General features: G+C 53.0%; 6 protein-coding genes and 1 pseudogene. 4 read left to right on the top strand and 3 right to left on the bottom strand.

Annotated features, from left to right (window positions below; translation table 11 throughout):
* The first annotated feature begins 7 nt into the window (after window positions 1-7).
* Together Q3Y53_RS11065 and Q3Y53_RS11070 are read left to right on the top strand one after the other, a co-directional pair.
* Window positions 8-1,156: a cob(I)yrinic acid a,c-diamide adenosyltransferase gene (locus Q3Y53_RS11065; RefSeq protein ID WP_226425795.1), complete on the top strand. Its 1,149-nt coding sequence runs from the start codon at window positions 8-10 to the stop codon at window positions 1,154-1,156.
* Window positions 1,157-1,297: 141 nt separating this feature from the next.
* Window positions 1,298-4,672, top strand: a complete 3,375-nt coding sequence (locus Q3Y53_RS11070) for a hypothetical protein (protein ID WP_303535986.1) — start codon at window positions 1,298-1,300, stop codon at window positions 4,670-4,672.
* A gap of 1,293 nt (window positions 4,673-5,965) precedes the next feature.
* On the opposite strand, the gene Q3Y53_RS11075 is transcribed toward Q3Y53_RS11070, so the two are convergent.
* Both Q3Y53_RS11075 and Q3Y53_RS11080 read right to left on the bottom strand, forming a co-directional pair.
* Entirely contained in the window at window positions 5,966-6,118 is a 153-nt protein-coding gene (locus tag Q3Y53_RS11075; protein WP_303535989.1) for a hypothetical protein, read from the bottom strand.
* A gap of 33 nt (window positions 6,119-6,151) precedes the next feature.
* Window positions 6,152-6,622: a hypothetical protein gene (locus tag Q3Y53_RS11080; protein WP_303535992.1), complete on the bottom strand. Its 471-nt coding sequence runs from the start codon at window positions 6,620-6,622 to the stop codon at window positions 6,152-6,154.
* On the opposite strand from Q3Y53_RS11080, the pseudogene Q3Y53_RS13135 reads away from it, so the two are divergent.
* A pseudogene (locus Q3Y53_RS13135) lies at window positions 6,515-7,060 on the top strand (putative Ig domain-containing protein); the annotation flags it as partial. The gene Q3Y53_RS11080 and the pseudogene Q3Y53_RS13135 sit on opposite strands and share 108 nt — an antisense overlap.
* Window positions 7,061-7,189: 129 nt before the next feature.
* Here Q3Y53_RS13135 and Q3Y53_RS11090 read toward each other — a convergent pair.
* Window positions 7,190-7,456, bottom strand: a complete 267-nt coding sequence (locus Q3Y53_RS11090; protein ID WP_303535998.1) for a hypothetical protein — start codon at window positions 7,454-7,456, stop codon at window positions 7,190-7,192.
* A gap of 63 nt (window positions 7,457-7,519) precedes the next feature.
* On the opposite strand from Q3Y53_RS11090, the gene Q3Y53_RS11095 reads away from it, so the two are divergent.
* Window positions 7,520-17,728, top strand: coding sequence for a putative Ig domain-containing protein (locus Q3Y53_RS11095; RefSeq protein ID WP_303536000.1), 10,209 nt, complete (start codon window positions 7,520-7,522; stop codon window positions 17,726-17,728).
* Window positions 17,729-17,731 lie beyond the last annotated feature (3 nt).

Genomic DNA, 17,731 nt, shown 5'->3' on the forward strand with positions numbered 1-17,731 from the left:
TGTCCCTATGCCTCGAAGCATCGGCATTGTCACCGCAGCGGACAGCCGCGAGCGCAGCCACGGACAGCTGCACATTTATGACGGCGAGGGCAAGGGCAAAAGCCAGGCGGCTCTCGGCGTTGTGCTGCGCACCATTGGACTCGGCATCTGCGAGCAAAGGCAGACCCGGGTGCTGCTGCTGCGCTTCCTCAAAGGCCCAGGACGGGCCTACGACGAGGATGCGGCCATCGAAGCCCTGCAGCAGGGATTCCCCCATCTGATCGACCACCTGCGCACCGGACGGGCCGATCACTTCACCGCCGACGAAGCCACCCGATTCGACCGGGACGAAGCCCAGCGGGGCTGGGTAATTGCCAAGGGTGCGATCGCCAGTGCCCTCTACTCGGTGGTGGTTCTTGACGAGCTGAATCCTGTGCTGGACCTCGGCCTGCTGGATCTTGAGGACGTGGTCCGCACCCTCAGCAACCGGCCAGAGGGGATGGAGATCATCGTCACCGGTCGGGCCGCACCTGCCCCACTGGTGCGTGTGGCCGACCTCCACTCCGAGATGCGGGCCCATCGCCGTCCGGGCATGAACGACAACCGGGTGGTTCCTCTCAATGTGAGCAGCGGCATCGAGATCTACACCGGGGAAGGCAAAGGCAAATCAACCAGTGCACTGGGGAAAGGGCTGCAGGCGATCGGCCGGGGCATCAGCCAGGACAAGAGCCATCGGGTCTTGATCCTGCAGTGGCTCAAAGGCGGCAGCGGTTACACCGAAGACGCGGCCATTGCCGCCCTGCGCGAGAGCTATCCCCACCTGGTGGACCACCTGCGATCCGGCCGTGATGCCATCGTCTGGCGGGGCCAGCAGGAACCGATCGACTACGTGGAGGCCGAGCGGGCCTGGGAGATCGCACGGGCCGCCATCTCCAGCGGCCTTTACAAGACCGTGATCCTCGATGAGTTGAACCCCACGGTGGATCTGGAGCTGCTGCCCGTTGAACCGATCCTGCAGACCCTGCTGCGCAAACCGGCAGAGACCGAAGTGATCATCACGGGGCGCTGCAAAAACCCGCCCGCCTACTTCGATCTGGCCAGCATCCATTCAGAGATGGTGTGCCACAAGCACTACGCCGAACAGGGCGTCGACCTGAAGCGTGGGGTGGATTACTAAGCCATCCACCGGAGAACGGAGCTCATCAAGGTCTAAGGGAAGGCCTCTGCGGCATTTATATGCAGATGTTGCTTGAGAGAAGCTGAAGTTTCGCCAACATCTCAGCCAGGTGAGATAATCACACCAGCTAAGTAGAACACGATGACCTCCTCGTACGTTCCTGGCCAGACGGAGGAGGACGTGGCTGCCAATGGTGTAGACACAATCACTCTCAGCACATCGACTGACTACCAAAACCAATCCGCAGACACCATTGCCCCGCCAGGCGATGAAACTGTGCTCACCGCCGCTCAGTCTTCTTGGGGCGAGGGAGACGGCCTCAATGGAGACATTCTGCGCCCAGACAGCGTCGAATCCTTGATCGACATTCTCGAGAAAATTGAATTTGATGCAACAATATATTCAAATAATTATCTAAAATATTCAAATCTAGAGGCATCAGTAAATGCCTACGATCAAGACGGAAATCGTCTTTTTGATAGATATTTATACAATTGGGCCGATCATAACAACTCTGCTGGTCTAGCCAGTCCCGGCGGCTCTTCCTTTGAGGATCAAATTTACATCAGCGCCGGCACTACTGATGTTTATTACACAGAAGAGATCAACGAATCTTTTAAACAGAGAGATATCTTAAGAGACATTGCCAACATTTCCAGTTCTGGCAGCCCAGGAATCGACGACCCTATCGATGCAGAGGAATCTTCTTATCTCTTCATCCGGCCTGAAAGTATTAGAAACGAAGGCTTAATTTCAAGATCTAATAACGAAAGAATATTCAACCCAGAATCCAGGGATTTCGCAACTTTATCGACAAGCGCTCCATTGACGATTGAGATCGATCAAGATCTAGCCTCTGAGCTCAGCAATATTGCAGCACAATCTCAAATTTCTCTTGACAATACCGACTTCGGCGCTTTTTCAACCGATTATGGTGCTGAATCAAACATTACGATCAGACTTTCCGAATACCTAGATACTGACGGAAACATTGATATTGCCGCGCTTAACTCCGACCAGCGCTTCACCCTTGAACTAAACAACAACGCGGGCGAGATACTTACAGAATTCGATGACGCTGGGGCGAGCGTTCAACTCCGATCAGACAGCGCGAATGGCAGCAATTATATCAACCTCAATGCAACTGATCATGACGCAGAGGAAAACTATGGCGACATGTATGCTAGTGGAGAATTGGTTGATATTGTTGAGTCCGTAGGGGAAGATACAACAGTTTTCGAATTGGGATTCAGTGAATGGAGCTTTGATAGTTTATCTAATTTCGAGCCTGAGACCGCACCGACATCCCTTACCTATTACATCGAACGTCTGAGTGCAAGTGTCAACACTCTCGGGGGTAATTCTTATGCGAACATATATGGCTCTGAAGCAGCCGAGCTAACAAACAGCATTCAATCTATCACTCTTGATTTTACAGACTGGAATTTCAATAATAACAATTATGAGCCAGAAGATATCGAATTCACCGTAGCTCCATTCTTAAATAATTTAGACATCTCAGCTTTTGACTATGGGTCGGACCTAGTAGATATTAGCCATTCAAATTTTGATTATGCGAATTTTAGAGCTGATTACAGCCTTTGGAATCGGGATGCCGAATCAAATAACTATATAGGTGATATTACCGTCTCTGTACCTATCCATGAGAACGTTCCTGGTACTCATAACGTATTCGGCTCGGTTTACCAAGACCTTGCGGATTACAGTCAAGTTGATTCTGTCCTTTCACGCTTATCCTTCAACGGCAGGCCAGCAGGTAGTGACAATTCTGGCCAAGTTGAACTCAGCTTTGTCCATGACACAGAAGATGATAAGTACCAATTGAGCGATATTTATGGATGGGGCTGGGGTGATCAATACAACTCAAGCTACGGGTCTGGGATATTGCCTTCAAGCATGGCGTTCAACTGGGAGCAATTTGCTGCCCTGGAGATCACCAACATCGAAGCCGGAATTTTTGACCCATATGCTCCCTTCGAAATATCCACTTATTTGGATGAAGGTGATTACCACAGCCTCGAGCTGAGTTACAACCTCTATCAACTTTCCGACTATCTCGTCGACGAAGCGGCAGACGGAATCAATCCTCTCAATCAACTTGCCGTTTTGGGCGACTCGGTTGACCACAACTCACGCTTCGTGCTCGATATCAATGCCGAATCTCTTGAAGATGGCTGGAACATTGAATCCACAGACATCACGATTCAATTTGATCCAACTCTCTTCGGCACCATTAATGCTTCTGACATCAAGATCGGCGGAGCCTTGCCAATAGCCAATGCCGTAGAGATTGATAATGAAACCGGAACCATCCGTTTTGCTGCTGCGAGCTTGTCTGATCTTGGGGAAGGCACAGGTGTTTACGGGCAAGAAGCCTTGGCTTCAATCTCGCTGAATTTCGCAGAAGAGAACATCAAACTTCTCGACAAGAATGCCGATGGAAGCTTGATGATCAATCCGCTCACATTTGATATCTCAGTTAACGAGAATGAAACAATCTTCAGCACTGAATACACTGATGATGACGGTCATTTAAATCGAGAAATCATTTCTCTAAATCAGATGGGCGGCAATGCCTCTGTTGTGGGTCAAGAGGTGACGCTCTACGAAGCCAAAATCAACCTTGAGCAACAAGGTGATGGTCTGGTTCTCGGTACCGAGAGGGTGATTGGTTCAGACGCGTCTTACACGAATCTGGTTCGCAAGGGTGACACGCTTACAACTGATGCGACTTGGCTGAATGTTGGCAACATCGAAGCCAAAAATTTGAACCACACAGGGATGTGGAACGAAAATGCACGACTCATCAATGGATACTTCTCCCAAACAAGCCTTGCCAGTGGTTCATTCATTGAGGGTGAGTTCGTAGAAGACGCCAGAGAAGCAACCACTTTCACCGCAGACATTGAAATCACCGGAGATGCCGGAAGCGTTGTCGACTTGGCAGACGGCATTGTTTCTATCCAAGCTGATGGATCATCTGAGGAGTTTAATAACCTAGGGAAAGGTTCATCTAACCTGATAACCTTCCAGGGTGATTTGAATTACGACGGCCGAGTCTCGATGAAAGACCTTGCCTACCTTAATGCAGGCGCGGCACGACAAATAGAAGTAGCCCAGGGTAGCGAAGGTGATTTTGATGCCAATGGCACACTTGATGCATCGGTCGCCCGTGATGTTGATGCTGATTTCAATGGAAAGATTGATCTAGCTGATCTCTCTGTTCTAGATAAGGATTGGGGCAAGACACTGCACATGGGCGATCAAAATTTCCAGGGTTCTTCCGATGTGTCCTGGGAACAACTCGATGACCAGGGTGAATACACGAGCTGGGATAACGATTCATTCAAAGAGCAGAATGACACCGAAGCAGATGCCGATTACGTAGGTTCTCTCGAATCCCCAACATCCAATGCCATTGGAGCTGATGACAATTCAGTGGTTGGAGATGGTGGCATTGAGGGAGAAGTCTTCCAAGACCCCTTAGCCGCATAAAAAACGAGCTAATAAAATAGTTTTTAACCAGAAAATACTTACTCAGAAATATTTTTTAGGGAGTATATTTTTCCTGCTCATTTCGCTTGTTCTAATCACAATCCCCAGCACCAGAAGACACCGAGAAGTACTCATGCGCATTACGCATGAGTACTTCTTTATGTTCTCTTCGGGTTTAAAATGAGGGGATAATCAGGTCTCAAGCTGAGCGACACGGAAAGCTCCATTGATGCGGCCTCTCCAGCTCTGGACGTTGCCCTCGAGCTGACCATCTCCCCTGCCGCAGAGCCGGAGCTTTCCTACGGCAACTTGGAAGACTCCTCGAGTCCCACCAGTATTGACGCCATCCTCAGCGAGGATCGCCCATCCTTATCGGTGACCTGGGACAACAGCGTCAGCCTCAGTCTTGAAAAACACGCACTCGATCAATCCGTTGCCGAGCTTGCCGGAACACAGCCAGGACTGACATCAGCTGATCCATCCTCTAACACCCCCTGGAATGCACAGCGAGTCCTAAAGGGCAGTGCCGGTGACGATCAATTTATCGTTGAACGTGAGCCGCTAAAAGAACAAGGCAGCTTCGAAGTCACCTACGTCGCCACTGCAGGGTCCGACCGTTACGAAGGATCGTCAGGACAAGACCTGGCCTACTACGGCGCGCTCAACAACGACGCTCTCTCTGGCTTGTACCTCAGCAATGAGCCAGAGCATTTACCTCTGGTTTCAAATAATTTGCCTCCCCTCATTGCCGAGGCATTTGAAGCCGATGACGTACTGGTTTATAAAAATCACAAGTCAAGTAGTTATACTGCGTCAGTCGAAATCGATCGCCTCAGGAACATTGAAGCGATCAGCCTGAGCCAAGCGGACGATATTGCCTATCTCAGCGAACAACAAACCCCTCTCCTTATCAATTTTGGAGAGGGTAATGATCAGCTGACTCTTGCTTCCAAAGGGAGCAAACCTGATATCACCTCATACAAAAGTCTAGAAAAGCTTCATTGGAATCCTTTGAACTCCGATGGGAATTCTTTACAACTCGATGCTATCGAGTTCGATGTTCATGAATTCGAGGAAGACCAAATCAACCTGTTGGCGGTCGATGATTATCCACCGCTACCTGGAGCAATCAACGAATCCATCCCTTGGCAGATCACCACCTTTTCACTTCCAGGGACAACAGCAGAGCCATTTCCGGAATGGGCAGAGCTGCAGGAACTTCCCCCCACTCCTGAGCTTGTAGGAGAAGGACGTGTAGTAGTCGACCACAACTTCATCACCGATGAAGAGAATTCATCCCTCCTCTGGCTTGAACTCTCGGTTCATGACATGCGCGCCGATGGACAAGGCCTCGTGGGCCTCGAACTCGACATGGATTGGAATGCATCTGCGCTGGAACTTGTCGACGAGCTGAACACAAAAGACCAGGTGTTCAATGCGGATCATCTGCCCTTGTTCCAAGACCTTGGCAAAAGCACATCAAGCGAGGGGCGTGAGCAAATCAAAGGGCTGGGTGCTGCAGCACTGCCTCGCGGTGGGCAAGGTGTTGCCCTGGGGCTCAAGGAAGAGAAAGGAGGCCAAACACTTTTCGCGCGGCTGGGATTCAGGCAGCAAGATGCTGATGCAGCCATCGATCTGCGTCTCACGCCAACCCTCACGCCACCAGCGGGCGGGATGACACTCAAGAGCGATGAACTGCTTGTTCTTGACGATCGCAGTCCATCCGTCTGGGTTCTCAAAGCAACGCCCGACCAAGCCCATGTGGGCAGCCATGCCTTCACGCTGACCCGAGGCAGTGGCGAACAAACAGAGGTGAGACACCTTGCCATCGCCGTCAGGGAGGTGAATGACGCCCCAATCGCTGTTGAAGCAAGTGCAGAAGATTTGGAGATGAGCGTCGATCAAGACATCGCTCTCACCAAAAACATCAGCACCTTGTTCTCCGATCAAGACGATGCTGATCTGACCTACAGCTTTGTGGAGGCACCCAGCTGGATGCTCCTCGATGCCGTCAGCGGCGCCATTACGGGCCGTCCTGGCAATGCTCAGGTGGGTGAATTCAGCGTCACTGTTCAGGCCTCCGATGGGAGGGGAGGCACAGCGCTACAAACCTTGCGCTTCACCGTGCAGAACGTGAATGACCGGCCTGTTCTGGGGTCCGTTGCCCTCCAACCTCCTGAACTCAGTCAAGGCGAAAGCTTCACCTACCGCATCCCATCCGGGGCATTCACCGATCCCGATCTCCTGGTCGACCCCAACGAGCAGCTCACCTACTCCCTGGAAGCTGCCCAAACCGGCGATCAGATTCCCGAATGGGTCGAGCTGGATGCCGAAACAGGCACCCTGAGCGGTACTGCAGGCCCCACCAATGTGGGCGAAAGCCGCTTTCTGGTGAGGGCCACGGATCAGGCGGGGCTGTACGTGGAGCAAGCCGTCGTGATCTCGGTGGCCAATGTGAATGACGCTCCGACGCGCACCTCTTCGCTGGACGCGTTTCTCGCCCTGCAACAACCCACTTCAGAGGGCAGCGCACCACCCAGGGAAGATGATCCCTTCGCACTCTTCAGTGGCCTGAACCGCAGCATCGACCTCAAACCCTGGTTCACCGACCAGGATCTCGGCATCGATGACAACGAACAGCTGAACCTGGCCGTCAGCCTCGATCCCGGGACGGGGGAGATCATCGACCTTGCAGAGGGAGACGAAGCTCCTCCCTGGTTGCAATGGGATGCCCAAACGGGGGTGCTCACCCTGGCGCCCTCGGTGGAGGAGATCGGCCAGCACTTCCTGCGGGTGCGCGCTGCCGATGTGGAAGGGCTCACCGCATCAGCCCTTGTTCCACTCCTGGTGCGCCATCGCAACAGCGCCCCGTTCCAGCAGATCACCTCCGGCGTTGACCTCATCAACGCATCAGTTCTTGGGGGGGTGATTTCGGCAACACCACAAACCCAGAACACAAAACTCTCCGGTGTTCAATTCGAACTGGCTGAGGATTCAGCCATCGAGATCGAGCTGCCCGCGAGCCTCTTCAGCGACATCGATCTGAGCATCGATCCAGCCGAGCAGCTCACCTATTCCCTCAACACCGAAGAAGACCTTCCCTTCAGTTTTGATGCTGAACAGCTCAAACTCACGGGGGACACCACTGGGCTTGGCCTTGATGAAGAGGGAGGCCGCGCCACGTGGTCAGCCCCGCTGACCGTTACCGATGCTGCTGGAGAAACAGCATCCATCGACATCCAGCTTGTGTTGCAACGCTCAGCGGCATCGCCGAGCCTGACAGCTGTTCTGGAACCGGGAGCAGCCCACTGGGATGAAGGCAGCAAGGTGCCCTTTAAAGAACTCCTGAGCCTCAGCCTTCCCCCCCGTAGTGGAGAAGTCGTTGAGCTGGTGATTGAACGAACCGACCAGAGCCCAGAGAGCCTGAGCTTGAGCAATGGCCTCGATCAAGACCTCGCCCCAAGAACCGACGGCACTTGGCTCTTGCGCGGAACCGCTGAAGAGATCAATGCGCAGCTGGACCAACTGACGCTGCGAGTGCCCGGCAATGACCATGCCATCGGCACCTTCGGGCTTCGAACCACCGCCACCTCCGAACTCGGAAACACGGGGCTGCGCTCCGAAGCCGTCAGCACGGCCATCGAATTCAGCCTCGATCCCATTGCCACCGCACCTCGGTGGTCGCAATTGACCAATGAGGGCGCCGATGAAGCTCTCGCCCTCAGCCGCTTTACGGACTACCTCGCCGCCGAACCCGTCGATCCACGGGAACAACTGGTGTACGCGATTCAGCTGCCCGACACCGATCAGGAGCTACTGGTTACAGATCGCTCAGGGGAACTGATCGGAACCCGAGAAGGCAATCAGGTGCTGCTGAGCAAAGAGCAGTGGGCTATGGCGATGCTACGCACCGACGCGGCATCGCCACAACCGGTGGAGCTGCAGGTCTTGGCCTTCAGCAGCGAACCCTCCACTGGCCTGCAGGCGGCCAGCAGTTCCCAAAGCCTGAGCTGGCAGCCCACACCACTGCTCAACGAGGAACCACAGGCTGTCCTCATCACGCCTGATGGCGTCCAGCGATCTACAGACATCACCACCATGCGTGTGGCCCTGGCCTGGCCCGAGGTCGCCCGCAGCGGTCAGCTTCAGATCGATCTGCCCCTGGGCAGTGCCGTAACGCTGGACGGAGTTGATCCTCAGACAAGTGAGGTGAACGGCAAACAACGCTTCGTCTTCAGCTTGCAGGCGGATGAAGCTCAGCCACTCCCAGCCCAGCTTGATCTCAAGGTCGCCAGCCCGGAAATTTTCCGCGGCAGCTTTGAAGGCAGCCTCGAACTGCTCAGTTCCATCCGAGCAGAACTACCAGACGCTGGCCTCAGTGCGGAGGACTATGCCGCCGATCAAGCCACAGCCCTTGCCCGCCGACTGGCTCCCCTCGACTTCAGTTGGGATGTGGCCCAGGTGGCGCAACAACCAGAATTTGGTGCCGATAGCGATCTCCGCTTCAACCCCAGCACGGGAGCGATTCAGATTGATCTACGCCGGGGCAGCAGCAGTTCCGGCTACCGCAACCCTGCCGAGGCACTCACCCTTTCAGTGCGGAACATTCCCGCGGGTTACACCCTCGCCGAACGGGTGAATGGGGAATACAGGGCAGTCGGCGCCACGGATGCCTTCGGCACCATGACGCTGTTCACCCTTCCAGCAGCAGAGACTGATGCCAGCGCGGAAGACATGGGAACCTTCCAACAGCTGAACGAAAACAATCTTTATTTGGTGAGCCTGGACGACGATCCACCCCCACTCACCAGTGCCCAATCGCTGAACCTGGCCTTAACGGCCCGCATCAGTGATCAGCCCGGTGGGGACTCCAGATCCGTCGCCGCAAGCCGTCAGCTCAGCCTTGCCACATTCAGCAATGGGCAACCACCCAAGCTCACCAACGTGCAACGGGTGGACCCGGTCATTCTTGACCTTGGCGGCACTGGGCTAGACCTCACAACCCTGGATGAGGGTGTGAGCTTTGCCATGCTTCCCCAGGCGGAGGCCATCCCTACCGCATGGTTAAGTGCCGACGCCAATCAAGGCGATCAACGCTCTGCCGCATTCCTCGTGCTCAACGACACGAGCAACGATGCCAGCAGCGGTGATGTGCAGATCAGTTCCATCACCGAACTGCTCTCGGAATTCTTTCAGGCGGATGGACGTCAGCGCAGCTTCGCTTCAGGCAGTGACGCGTTGGCGAGCCTGAACACCAATGGCGATCAGCGTCTTGATGCCAATGATCAAGCCTGGAGTGACCTTCAACTCTGGTTTGACGATGGCGATGCCGTCAGCGAAGACGGCGAATTGGTCGCCCTGGGCGAGGTGCTCAATTCTGTTGATCTCGGCTCGCTCGAAACCCTGAGCGAGCAGCCGTCATGGGCAGCCGGCAATGCCGTGCTGCGCCGCCTCAGCGGCGTAAATCTGGATGCTCCCCCGAGTGATCTCGCCCTCTATGACGTGGGGCTGCAAGTAGCGCCAGCGGGTTCGGCACCCCTTGCCCTCAGCGTGACCGGACCGCTGACACTGCAGGAGAATGGCGATCCCACCGCCCTGAAACTCACCAGTGCGGGAAGTGATCTCTGGCAAGAAGGACAAGACGCTCTAACCCTCGTCCGCTTATCAGGAGTCCCTGATGAGCTGGTGCCCTCCCTCGGGGTGAAAGATTCCCGTGGTGACTGGCTGTTCACCTGGGCTGATCTCAATGCCAACGGTGGGAAGGTGGAGATCCTCACCAGCCCGGACTGGAGCGGAGGGGCCAACCTGCAGCTGCTCATCAGTCAGCTTCAAAACGACGGCAGCCTCAAAAGCTCAGCCCTCACAAGCCTGGCGCTGGATGTGGAAGCTATCGCCGATAGCCCCATCCTTCAGGTCAACTCAACGACGATCCGTGAGGATGCCCCCCTAGCACTTTCCAAGCTTCTGGGGAGAGCCGAGACCACCGATCCCGACGGATCAGAAGCCCTCAGCTTCGAGCTCCATGGACTGCCCAACGGTGCCCAGATCCAACGGCGCCGAGAAGGCGTTATCAGTGTGCTGGAGCCTCAAGATGATGGCGTTTATCGGATCCAACCTGATGACGTTGAGGATTTGCTCTTCATCCCACCAGGCGACCTGGATGGACAGCTGAGCTTTCAGTGGCACGCTGTCGCCACTGAGCAAGCCAACGCCTCGACTGCGTCCACGGTCGCCAATGTGTTGATCAACGTGCGCGCCGTTGCCGATGCGCCACTCGCCCCCACCCAAGCCGAAACACCACCGGCCCTGGTGGAACAACAAACCGTTGCCCTGTCAGAACTGATCCAGCAACCCCTCGCCACCAGCGGGCTGAGCGACAGCGATGGATCTGAGCAACTCCGCCTGGAATTCAAGCTGCCCAGTGGGCTCGATTTACAAAGCCAGAGCGACTCCAATTGGACACCCCTGAATGCCCAGATCCAGGCCGATGGCCGCCAAGTCGTTGTGATCAACGCCAGTGATTTCGCAGATTTACAACTCGCAGATCGGGGAGTGAGGCAAAGCAGCGAGGCTCCAGCCAGCCTCCAGTTAGCGGTGACCAGAATCAGCCGTGAAAGCAGAACTGGAGACCAAGCACGAAGCAAAACACTCGACTTCGACCTGCTTTTTGATCGTCAAGCACGGCCAGCCACATTCACCCTGCCCGATGCTCCGAGCACTCTTGAAGACCGTGGTGGCATCTCCCTAACGGAATTGCTCCAGGCCAAAGCCTCTCAAGCAGGAGATCAACTCACTTACAAAATCTCTGGACTCGCCGAAGGCCTCAGCTTGGTGGATACGGACGGGGCAGTGCAGGTGGTCCCCGAAGGCACACCGCTCACTCTGGCCAGCCTCGAGGGCTGGCGTTTGCAAGCAGCCGAACACAACGCAGGCCAGTTCACCGTTGATCTCCAGGTGATCAGCACCCCCCCTGGGCAAGGAGCCAGTGCCCAAACCAACGTGCAACGCATTGCATTCGACATCACCGCTGTCGCAGACACACCCCAGCTCAATTTCAGCTCTGCTGGTGAGGAGCCCCTCAGCATTGCCCCCAATGGTTGGCTGAACCTCAGTGACTTGGGATTCAAGCTGAGCAGCCCAGATGAGGACGGCTCAGAACGGCTGAGCCTCGTCATCACGGCCCTGGATGAGAACGGCGACGCAAAAGAGCTTCCATCACAGGCACAGTTCAATGTGGCGACGCAAAAGCTGAACGAAGGCGGTTGGGTCGTCCAACAAGCAGATCTGGACGGCGTCAGCCTCTACCTGGGCGAAATTGCCGATGATCTGGCACTCCGCATGACCGCGCGATCCAGTGACGGGGAATCGATCATGGATGGAGAACCCACCATGCTCACCGTGAAGGCCAACGCCGTCGTGCGGGTGCCGCTGCTCGAGGTGCGTGGTGTTCTTGAGGGTCTTGAAGACCAGCCGATTCCACTTCTGAGCCAACTGGAAGGAGTCATCAACGCCCAACTTCGGGGCAATGGCGCTGGCCAAACGCTGGAGCTGGAACTCACCAATCTTCCCGAGGGTTCACAGCTGGTGAAATCCCAGAGCGACCCAGACGACCAAGAACGTGCAACATTTACGGCCGCTCTCAATCGCAACGAAGAAGCCGAACTCACACCAAGATTGCGGCTCCCATACAACCAGTGGAGCAATGTTTACTGGCAGGCGCCCGCCGATCAATCAGGCGCCTTCAACTTTCAGGTACAAGCATTCAGTATTGGCAGCAACGGAAAAACGCTGAGCAGCGAAGTCAGCGAGGTGCAGGCACTGATCACAGCAGTGAACGATGCCCCACGGCTGATCAATCTTCGGGACTTAGACGCAGTCGATGAGGGTTCAACCGGAACATGGGATCTGCGTTCCCGCTTTCTGGATGTCGATAACGAGGCCACAGATCTTGTCATCTCAGCACGACAAGTTGCCAACGACGGAAGCATCAGCGACCTTCCCGAATGGCTGAGTCTTGATGCTGATGGCGTCCTGAGAGGAACACCATCCAACACCGATGTAGGGGCACTAAAACTGGAGCTCACAGCGGTTGACCCGTTGGGTCAACTCACCAGCCAACAGATCAGTTTGGCTGTGGGAGATGTCAATGCTTCACCAGTTTTTAACCCAGATGCACTTCAAGGCTGGACGCAACAAATTCAAGATGGAATCACAACTTACCTACGCAACCTGAATCTGCGCGATGTCGTTCAAGTTGACCTGAAAACAGCATTTAGCGACGAGGATCTGATCAACAATGATCAACTGAGTTACACCGTCAGTCGAGACGGGATCAGTTGGAGTGACGCCATTACGGGTGTGGCAGTGATCAACGAGGGAACACTCACCCTGAAACCAGAAGGGAAAGACAACGTTGGCATCAAAACCATCCAACTGCGAGCAACCGACCTCCAGGGAGCATCCAACATTCAAAACCTGCAGCTCACCGTACGCAATATCAATGACCCACCCATTGTGAACCGCGATAGTGCAGCGCTGATCAGGGCAGGCGTATGGCAGGAGACGGTTCAGCTCAAGCAAGAACAAGCCAATTGGCAACTCGATCTTGAAGGGTTATTCAAGGATGCTGACGCCGGAGATCGCGTGGACCAGATCGTACCCACCGATTTGCCTGCCTGGCTGACATACACAGCTTCGACAAGCAGCACAGGCGGAGTGCTGAGTGGAAAACCCGGAAATAGCGATGTTGGGGTAAAAACAATGCAATGGCAGGCGCTCGACGACGCCGGATCAACAGCAACCTATAGATTGAGGCTGGATGTTCAGAACATCAACGATGCACCTGAGCGACGAAACAATCCCGACCTCAGTGAATTGGGCGGACTCATTAACGGAGCTCCAGCGGTTGATCAGGATGCTTATGGAAGGCTCGACCTCAATGAGCTATTCCTCGATCCAGATAGTCCGTATGGCGACGCACTGCGTTACTCCATCACCGAAATCAACAAAGACGGTGAAGCCCTGGAGACAATTCCTAATTGGATTGGCCTGAGCTACAGCAGCACAGCCGCACCGGATGCGTCAGACAAGTTTCTTTTGGAGCCAGTTCTCTATCGAGTCAACACAGACGGATCAACTGGCGATCAACTTACTCCTGGAGAGATCAACCAACTCACAACAGGAACTACATTACGGGTTCAAGTAGAGGCCAGCGACAACAGGAATGTAGAAAGAAAAGGTCTAATCACAGCAGATCTTGATATTTCTCTTAGCGAGGCGATCAGCCTTGTGAAAGACAGCGCTGAGATCAGCAACAATTTACCGCTGTTCAGAAGCATCGAGAGCGATACATCCACCCTGCTAGTCAAAGCGGGTGCAATACCGGATGCCGGCGTAGGCACTCCGATTGGGGCCGATGGTGTCGAAACCCTGCTGAATTTCGATGTACAGGTACAAGATCCAAGCCAACGGGTTTTGATTGATCTAAACCCAGGAGCAGGGGATCAGCGCGATGGATTGATTGGTCGAAATTTAGACGTATTCGATCAGAGCAACAGCGTGATTCATAGTTTTGCCAGCAAAATCTATCTGGAAGCCTTAGAGCCTGAAAACGATTCGGTAGGACGCTACGACATCGTTATGCAGGCCACGGATTTATCAGGCGAGCAGGTCAGCCAGACGTTGAGCCTCGTGATTGCCAACCGCAATGATGCACCTTTGATCAATGACGATGGCGAGGCACAATCTAAAATGCTGATGCAATGGCTGACAGAACAACGTTTTGAGGGTGAACGAGAAGAAAAATCATTCTCTTTATTCAGCGATCCCGATCTGAAATTCGACGACAACCTCACCTATCGACTAATCCCTGGCTCAGGAGAGCAGGAAACAGAAAGCTTGGCTTTACCAAACAGCATCAAAATTGAGCAAGCCAAAGACGGGGCAGTAGTACTCGACCTGATCCCACCCCGTGGTATTAAATCCGTCATTGAGCAGCAATTCAAATTACTGGCCAGCGATCGTGATGGCCTCTCAACAGAATCGGATTGGTTCACAGTCGCCTTTACACCAATCGCCGAGGCAACCCTACTCACACATGGAAATCAAGAAAAGCCACTCGAAGCCTCACAACTCAGCAACGCAGCAAAGAAAAATACAGCCCTCGATCTTCAATCAGCTCTTGATCTGAATGCCGTTACCCTTGCCGATCCAGCAGGAGACGAGGTGGTGTTCAAACTCCTCGTGGAGCAACCACAAGCAGAGCTCTCCCTGGCCAATTCAGGCCAAAGTAATACGTCGTTTTTAAAGAGGGAAAGTATCAACGAAGGCACTCTCTTCACCATTGACCTTAAAGAACTCACCCATGCATCAGGCAACCCAACAGGCAGCCTGGAAGGCCTAGAACTGTCAATTCCGGACAACCAGCTTCAAGTTCTTCCACGAGGGCTGAGTCCAGAAATCAAAACAGGCATCCCCTTGCAAATATGGTCAGAGACAAGAGTTCAAGGAGATAGCGAAAAAAACTTCAATGTTGCGGAATCAGATCGATCAACATTGTGGGTACCGATCGAGAACGCCCGACCTGTTTATACCCAGCCCGCACTGACCAAGATCGACGAAAGGTTTTTTGCAGCGGAAAGTTTTGACCCCGAAACCCCTCTTGTCAAACTTCCAGAATTATTCAGTGATGTAGACCCCGCCGAAACACTTCAGTGGGAGCTGGAAACACCAAAATCACTCAAAGGCCTCGTAAAACTGGATAGTGCATCAGGCCAGATCAAACTGGCCAGTGGAATTGACAAAATCACAGATTTACCAGCCGGCTCCCACCGTTTACTCGTACGAGCAAAAGACACATCGGGTGCTCTAGGCGATGCATCTGGAATTGCATCAGGTTCCATACGACTATTCATTGCGGCAGCAGAAGAATCCCCAGCGATCGTGAAAGGCCTAAACCTATTAACACAACTTGCTGCCAACGACGTCAACGACCTTTACGATAAAAAAGAAAGCGAGCGAACAGAAAGTGAACAGCAGGTTGTCACAATCCTGAAAACACTCAATGTAGAAGAAAATAATAGAACATCATTCCTCGAAAAACTCGAGAAAGGCTCCCTCGCAGTTCTCTCCAACAACACAGCAGACAAACCGATGGTGCTAATTGACGCATCTCAAAATGAAGGTGCTCTCCTAATGGATGCCGCAATTGATGAAGCGGAAACGGGAGTAATCGCAGCCTCAAAAGAATTGCTCGAGAGCCGTGAGATTATTGATACACCACTTGGCGAAATTGAATTCACTATCGACACACAAGGACGCGATTTCAGCATCGTACAGCTGCAGATGGAGGATGGTGGAGTCGATATGGATACCTTGTTTAAGACGGATGAAGACGGTAATCCCCATGTATTTGAAAGCGAAATCATCACCTACTCCGAGGATGATGGAGCTCTGGAAGATTGGCTTTCCACACTGACCTATGGGGTTTACAACTACAACTTAAATACAGATGGAACACAGGAAGCAATCACAACAATCAACAGTAATGACTCCAGCCTTGCCACCAACTTACTTACAGCCGACCCTCTGTTTGACTTCAATGAGCTAGAAAAAATTGATGGCTCAGCCTTTTTGATCGATCTCGATCAGAACAACACGGTTGATCTCATCAACATGTTATTAGTTGATCAAGGCTGGTTCGACACTCGGCCTGATGTGGTGGGCCTGATCGGCGACCCGCTCATCCCAGTATCCACCGTTCAAGTCATTGCACCACAGCGTGGTGGTGGTGGTGGCGGTGGCGGTGAGCCTGAAAATAATTTGGAAAAACCACCTACCGATGAAATCGACACAATCACAGACGAGCCAGACCAGTCAGACGACATCAATCAACCGGAAATACCTAACGAAGAAAACTTTGATACTCCGGAAGGAATCAAGCAACCTGATCCAGTCAATCGACCTAACCGGCCAGAAAGAAAAGGTTCAGACGACCAGTTAGCGCGAACCAATCCTGGTGCTGATAACAGTCAAATAAACTTTGGCTCCCCAACTTTAAGCTTTAACCGTGGCCCTAAACCAACTTCACAATCCAAGATCGCGGAATCAGGAGAACGCCGCGAACTCGACGAAACATCGAACCTCGTCGTCTCCTCCTCTACAGCGGTAAACACCAGCCAAAACGGAGCACTTGGATCCTCATCACCAAACTCAAATCAGGCAAATAACAGCAAAAATAGAAATCAGATTGAAAAAACTAACAACGAAATAATCGAAAGCTCATTCAACAGACTGCTGAATGGCGCACAAAACTGGTTGTCAACCGTACAAGAGCAAACATCTGAAGCACTTCGTTCCGTTATTTCACCCTTAGCAACAGCTGAAGACACATCAATCGCCGCTGCACTTGGCATGATTGCACTTCCATTACTTACAGAGCGAAGCACCACACGTTTGCTCAAGGCAGCCAACAAAGATATAGACCTCAAACTGGCAAGGCGAGACCCTTTGTTCAATGGCTACTGGATAACAAACAACCGCAAGGGTGAAGCCATCTTGATCGAGAGAAAAAATGGAAAAATCTCACTGAAGTCATTCAAGCCAGAGACTAATGAGTCGGCACAGCCTCGCGGCTTCAATCCGGCAAGCCATGCGCTCTTAAGTCAATCATTAAAGCTTTGTAGAAAGCCGGGTGCATTCATTCGCTCACTACAGACCTTGCAGATGGAACTTACACATACACAAACAACCGATATTAATTGGGACTCTTGGTTTGATCATCACTTTAAGAACGACAATGCATCAAGATCAAACCAACAGGATGCTGCAACTTCCCTCGATCAATTACGTTCACTCATTGATAAAGCAACAGATTATGAGCCTGCATTTGCCGATGTTCTGATGCTTCGACAGCTGATTGATTGCAACGAGATATTGGGGCTGGAGACAAAACTTGACGAAGAAGACTTAGTGGCAAATGAGGTCCTTGATTATTCAGATGCTTTCGCAAGGAAAGACACTCCGTCTAAAGACTCCCAAAACATCAATGCAGCTTAAGTC

Origin of the sequence: Synechococcus sp. YX-04-1, assembly GCF_030546365.1 — a bacterium.
Taxonomy (GTDB): domain Bacteria; phylum Cyanobacteriota; class Cyanobacteriia; order PCC-6307; family Cyanobiaceae; genus Parasynechococcus.

Bases quoted from the DNA above. Each gene is read 5' to 3' on its own strand.
- Q3Y53_RS11065 (WP_226425795.1), top strand. From the start codon at position 8: ATGCCTCGAAGCATCGGCATTGTCACCGCAGCGGACAGCCGCGAGCGC.
- Q3Y53_RS11070 (WP_303535986.1), top strand. From the start codon at position 1,298: ATGACCTCCTCGTACGTTCCTGGCCAGACGGAGGAGGACGTGGCTGCC.
- Q3Y53_RS11075 (WP_303535989.1), bottom strand. From the start codon at position 6,118: ATGATCCGCATTGAACACCTGGTCTTTTGTGTTCAGCTCGTCGACAAG.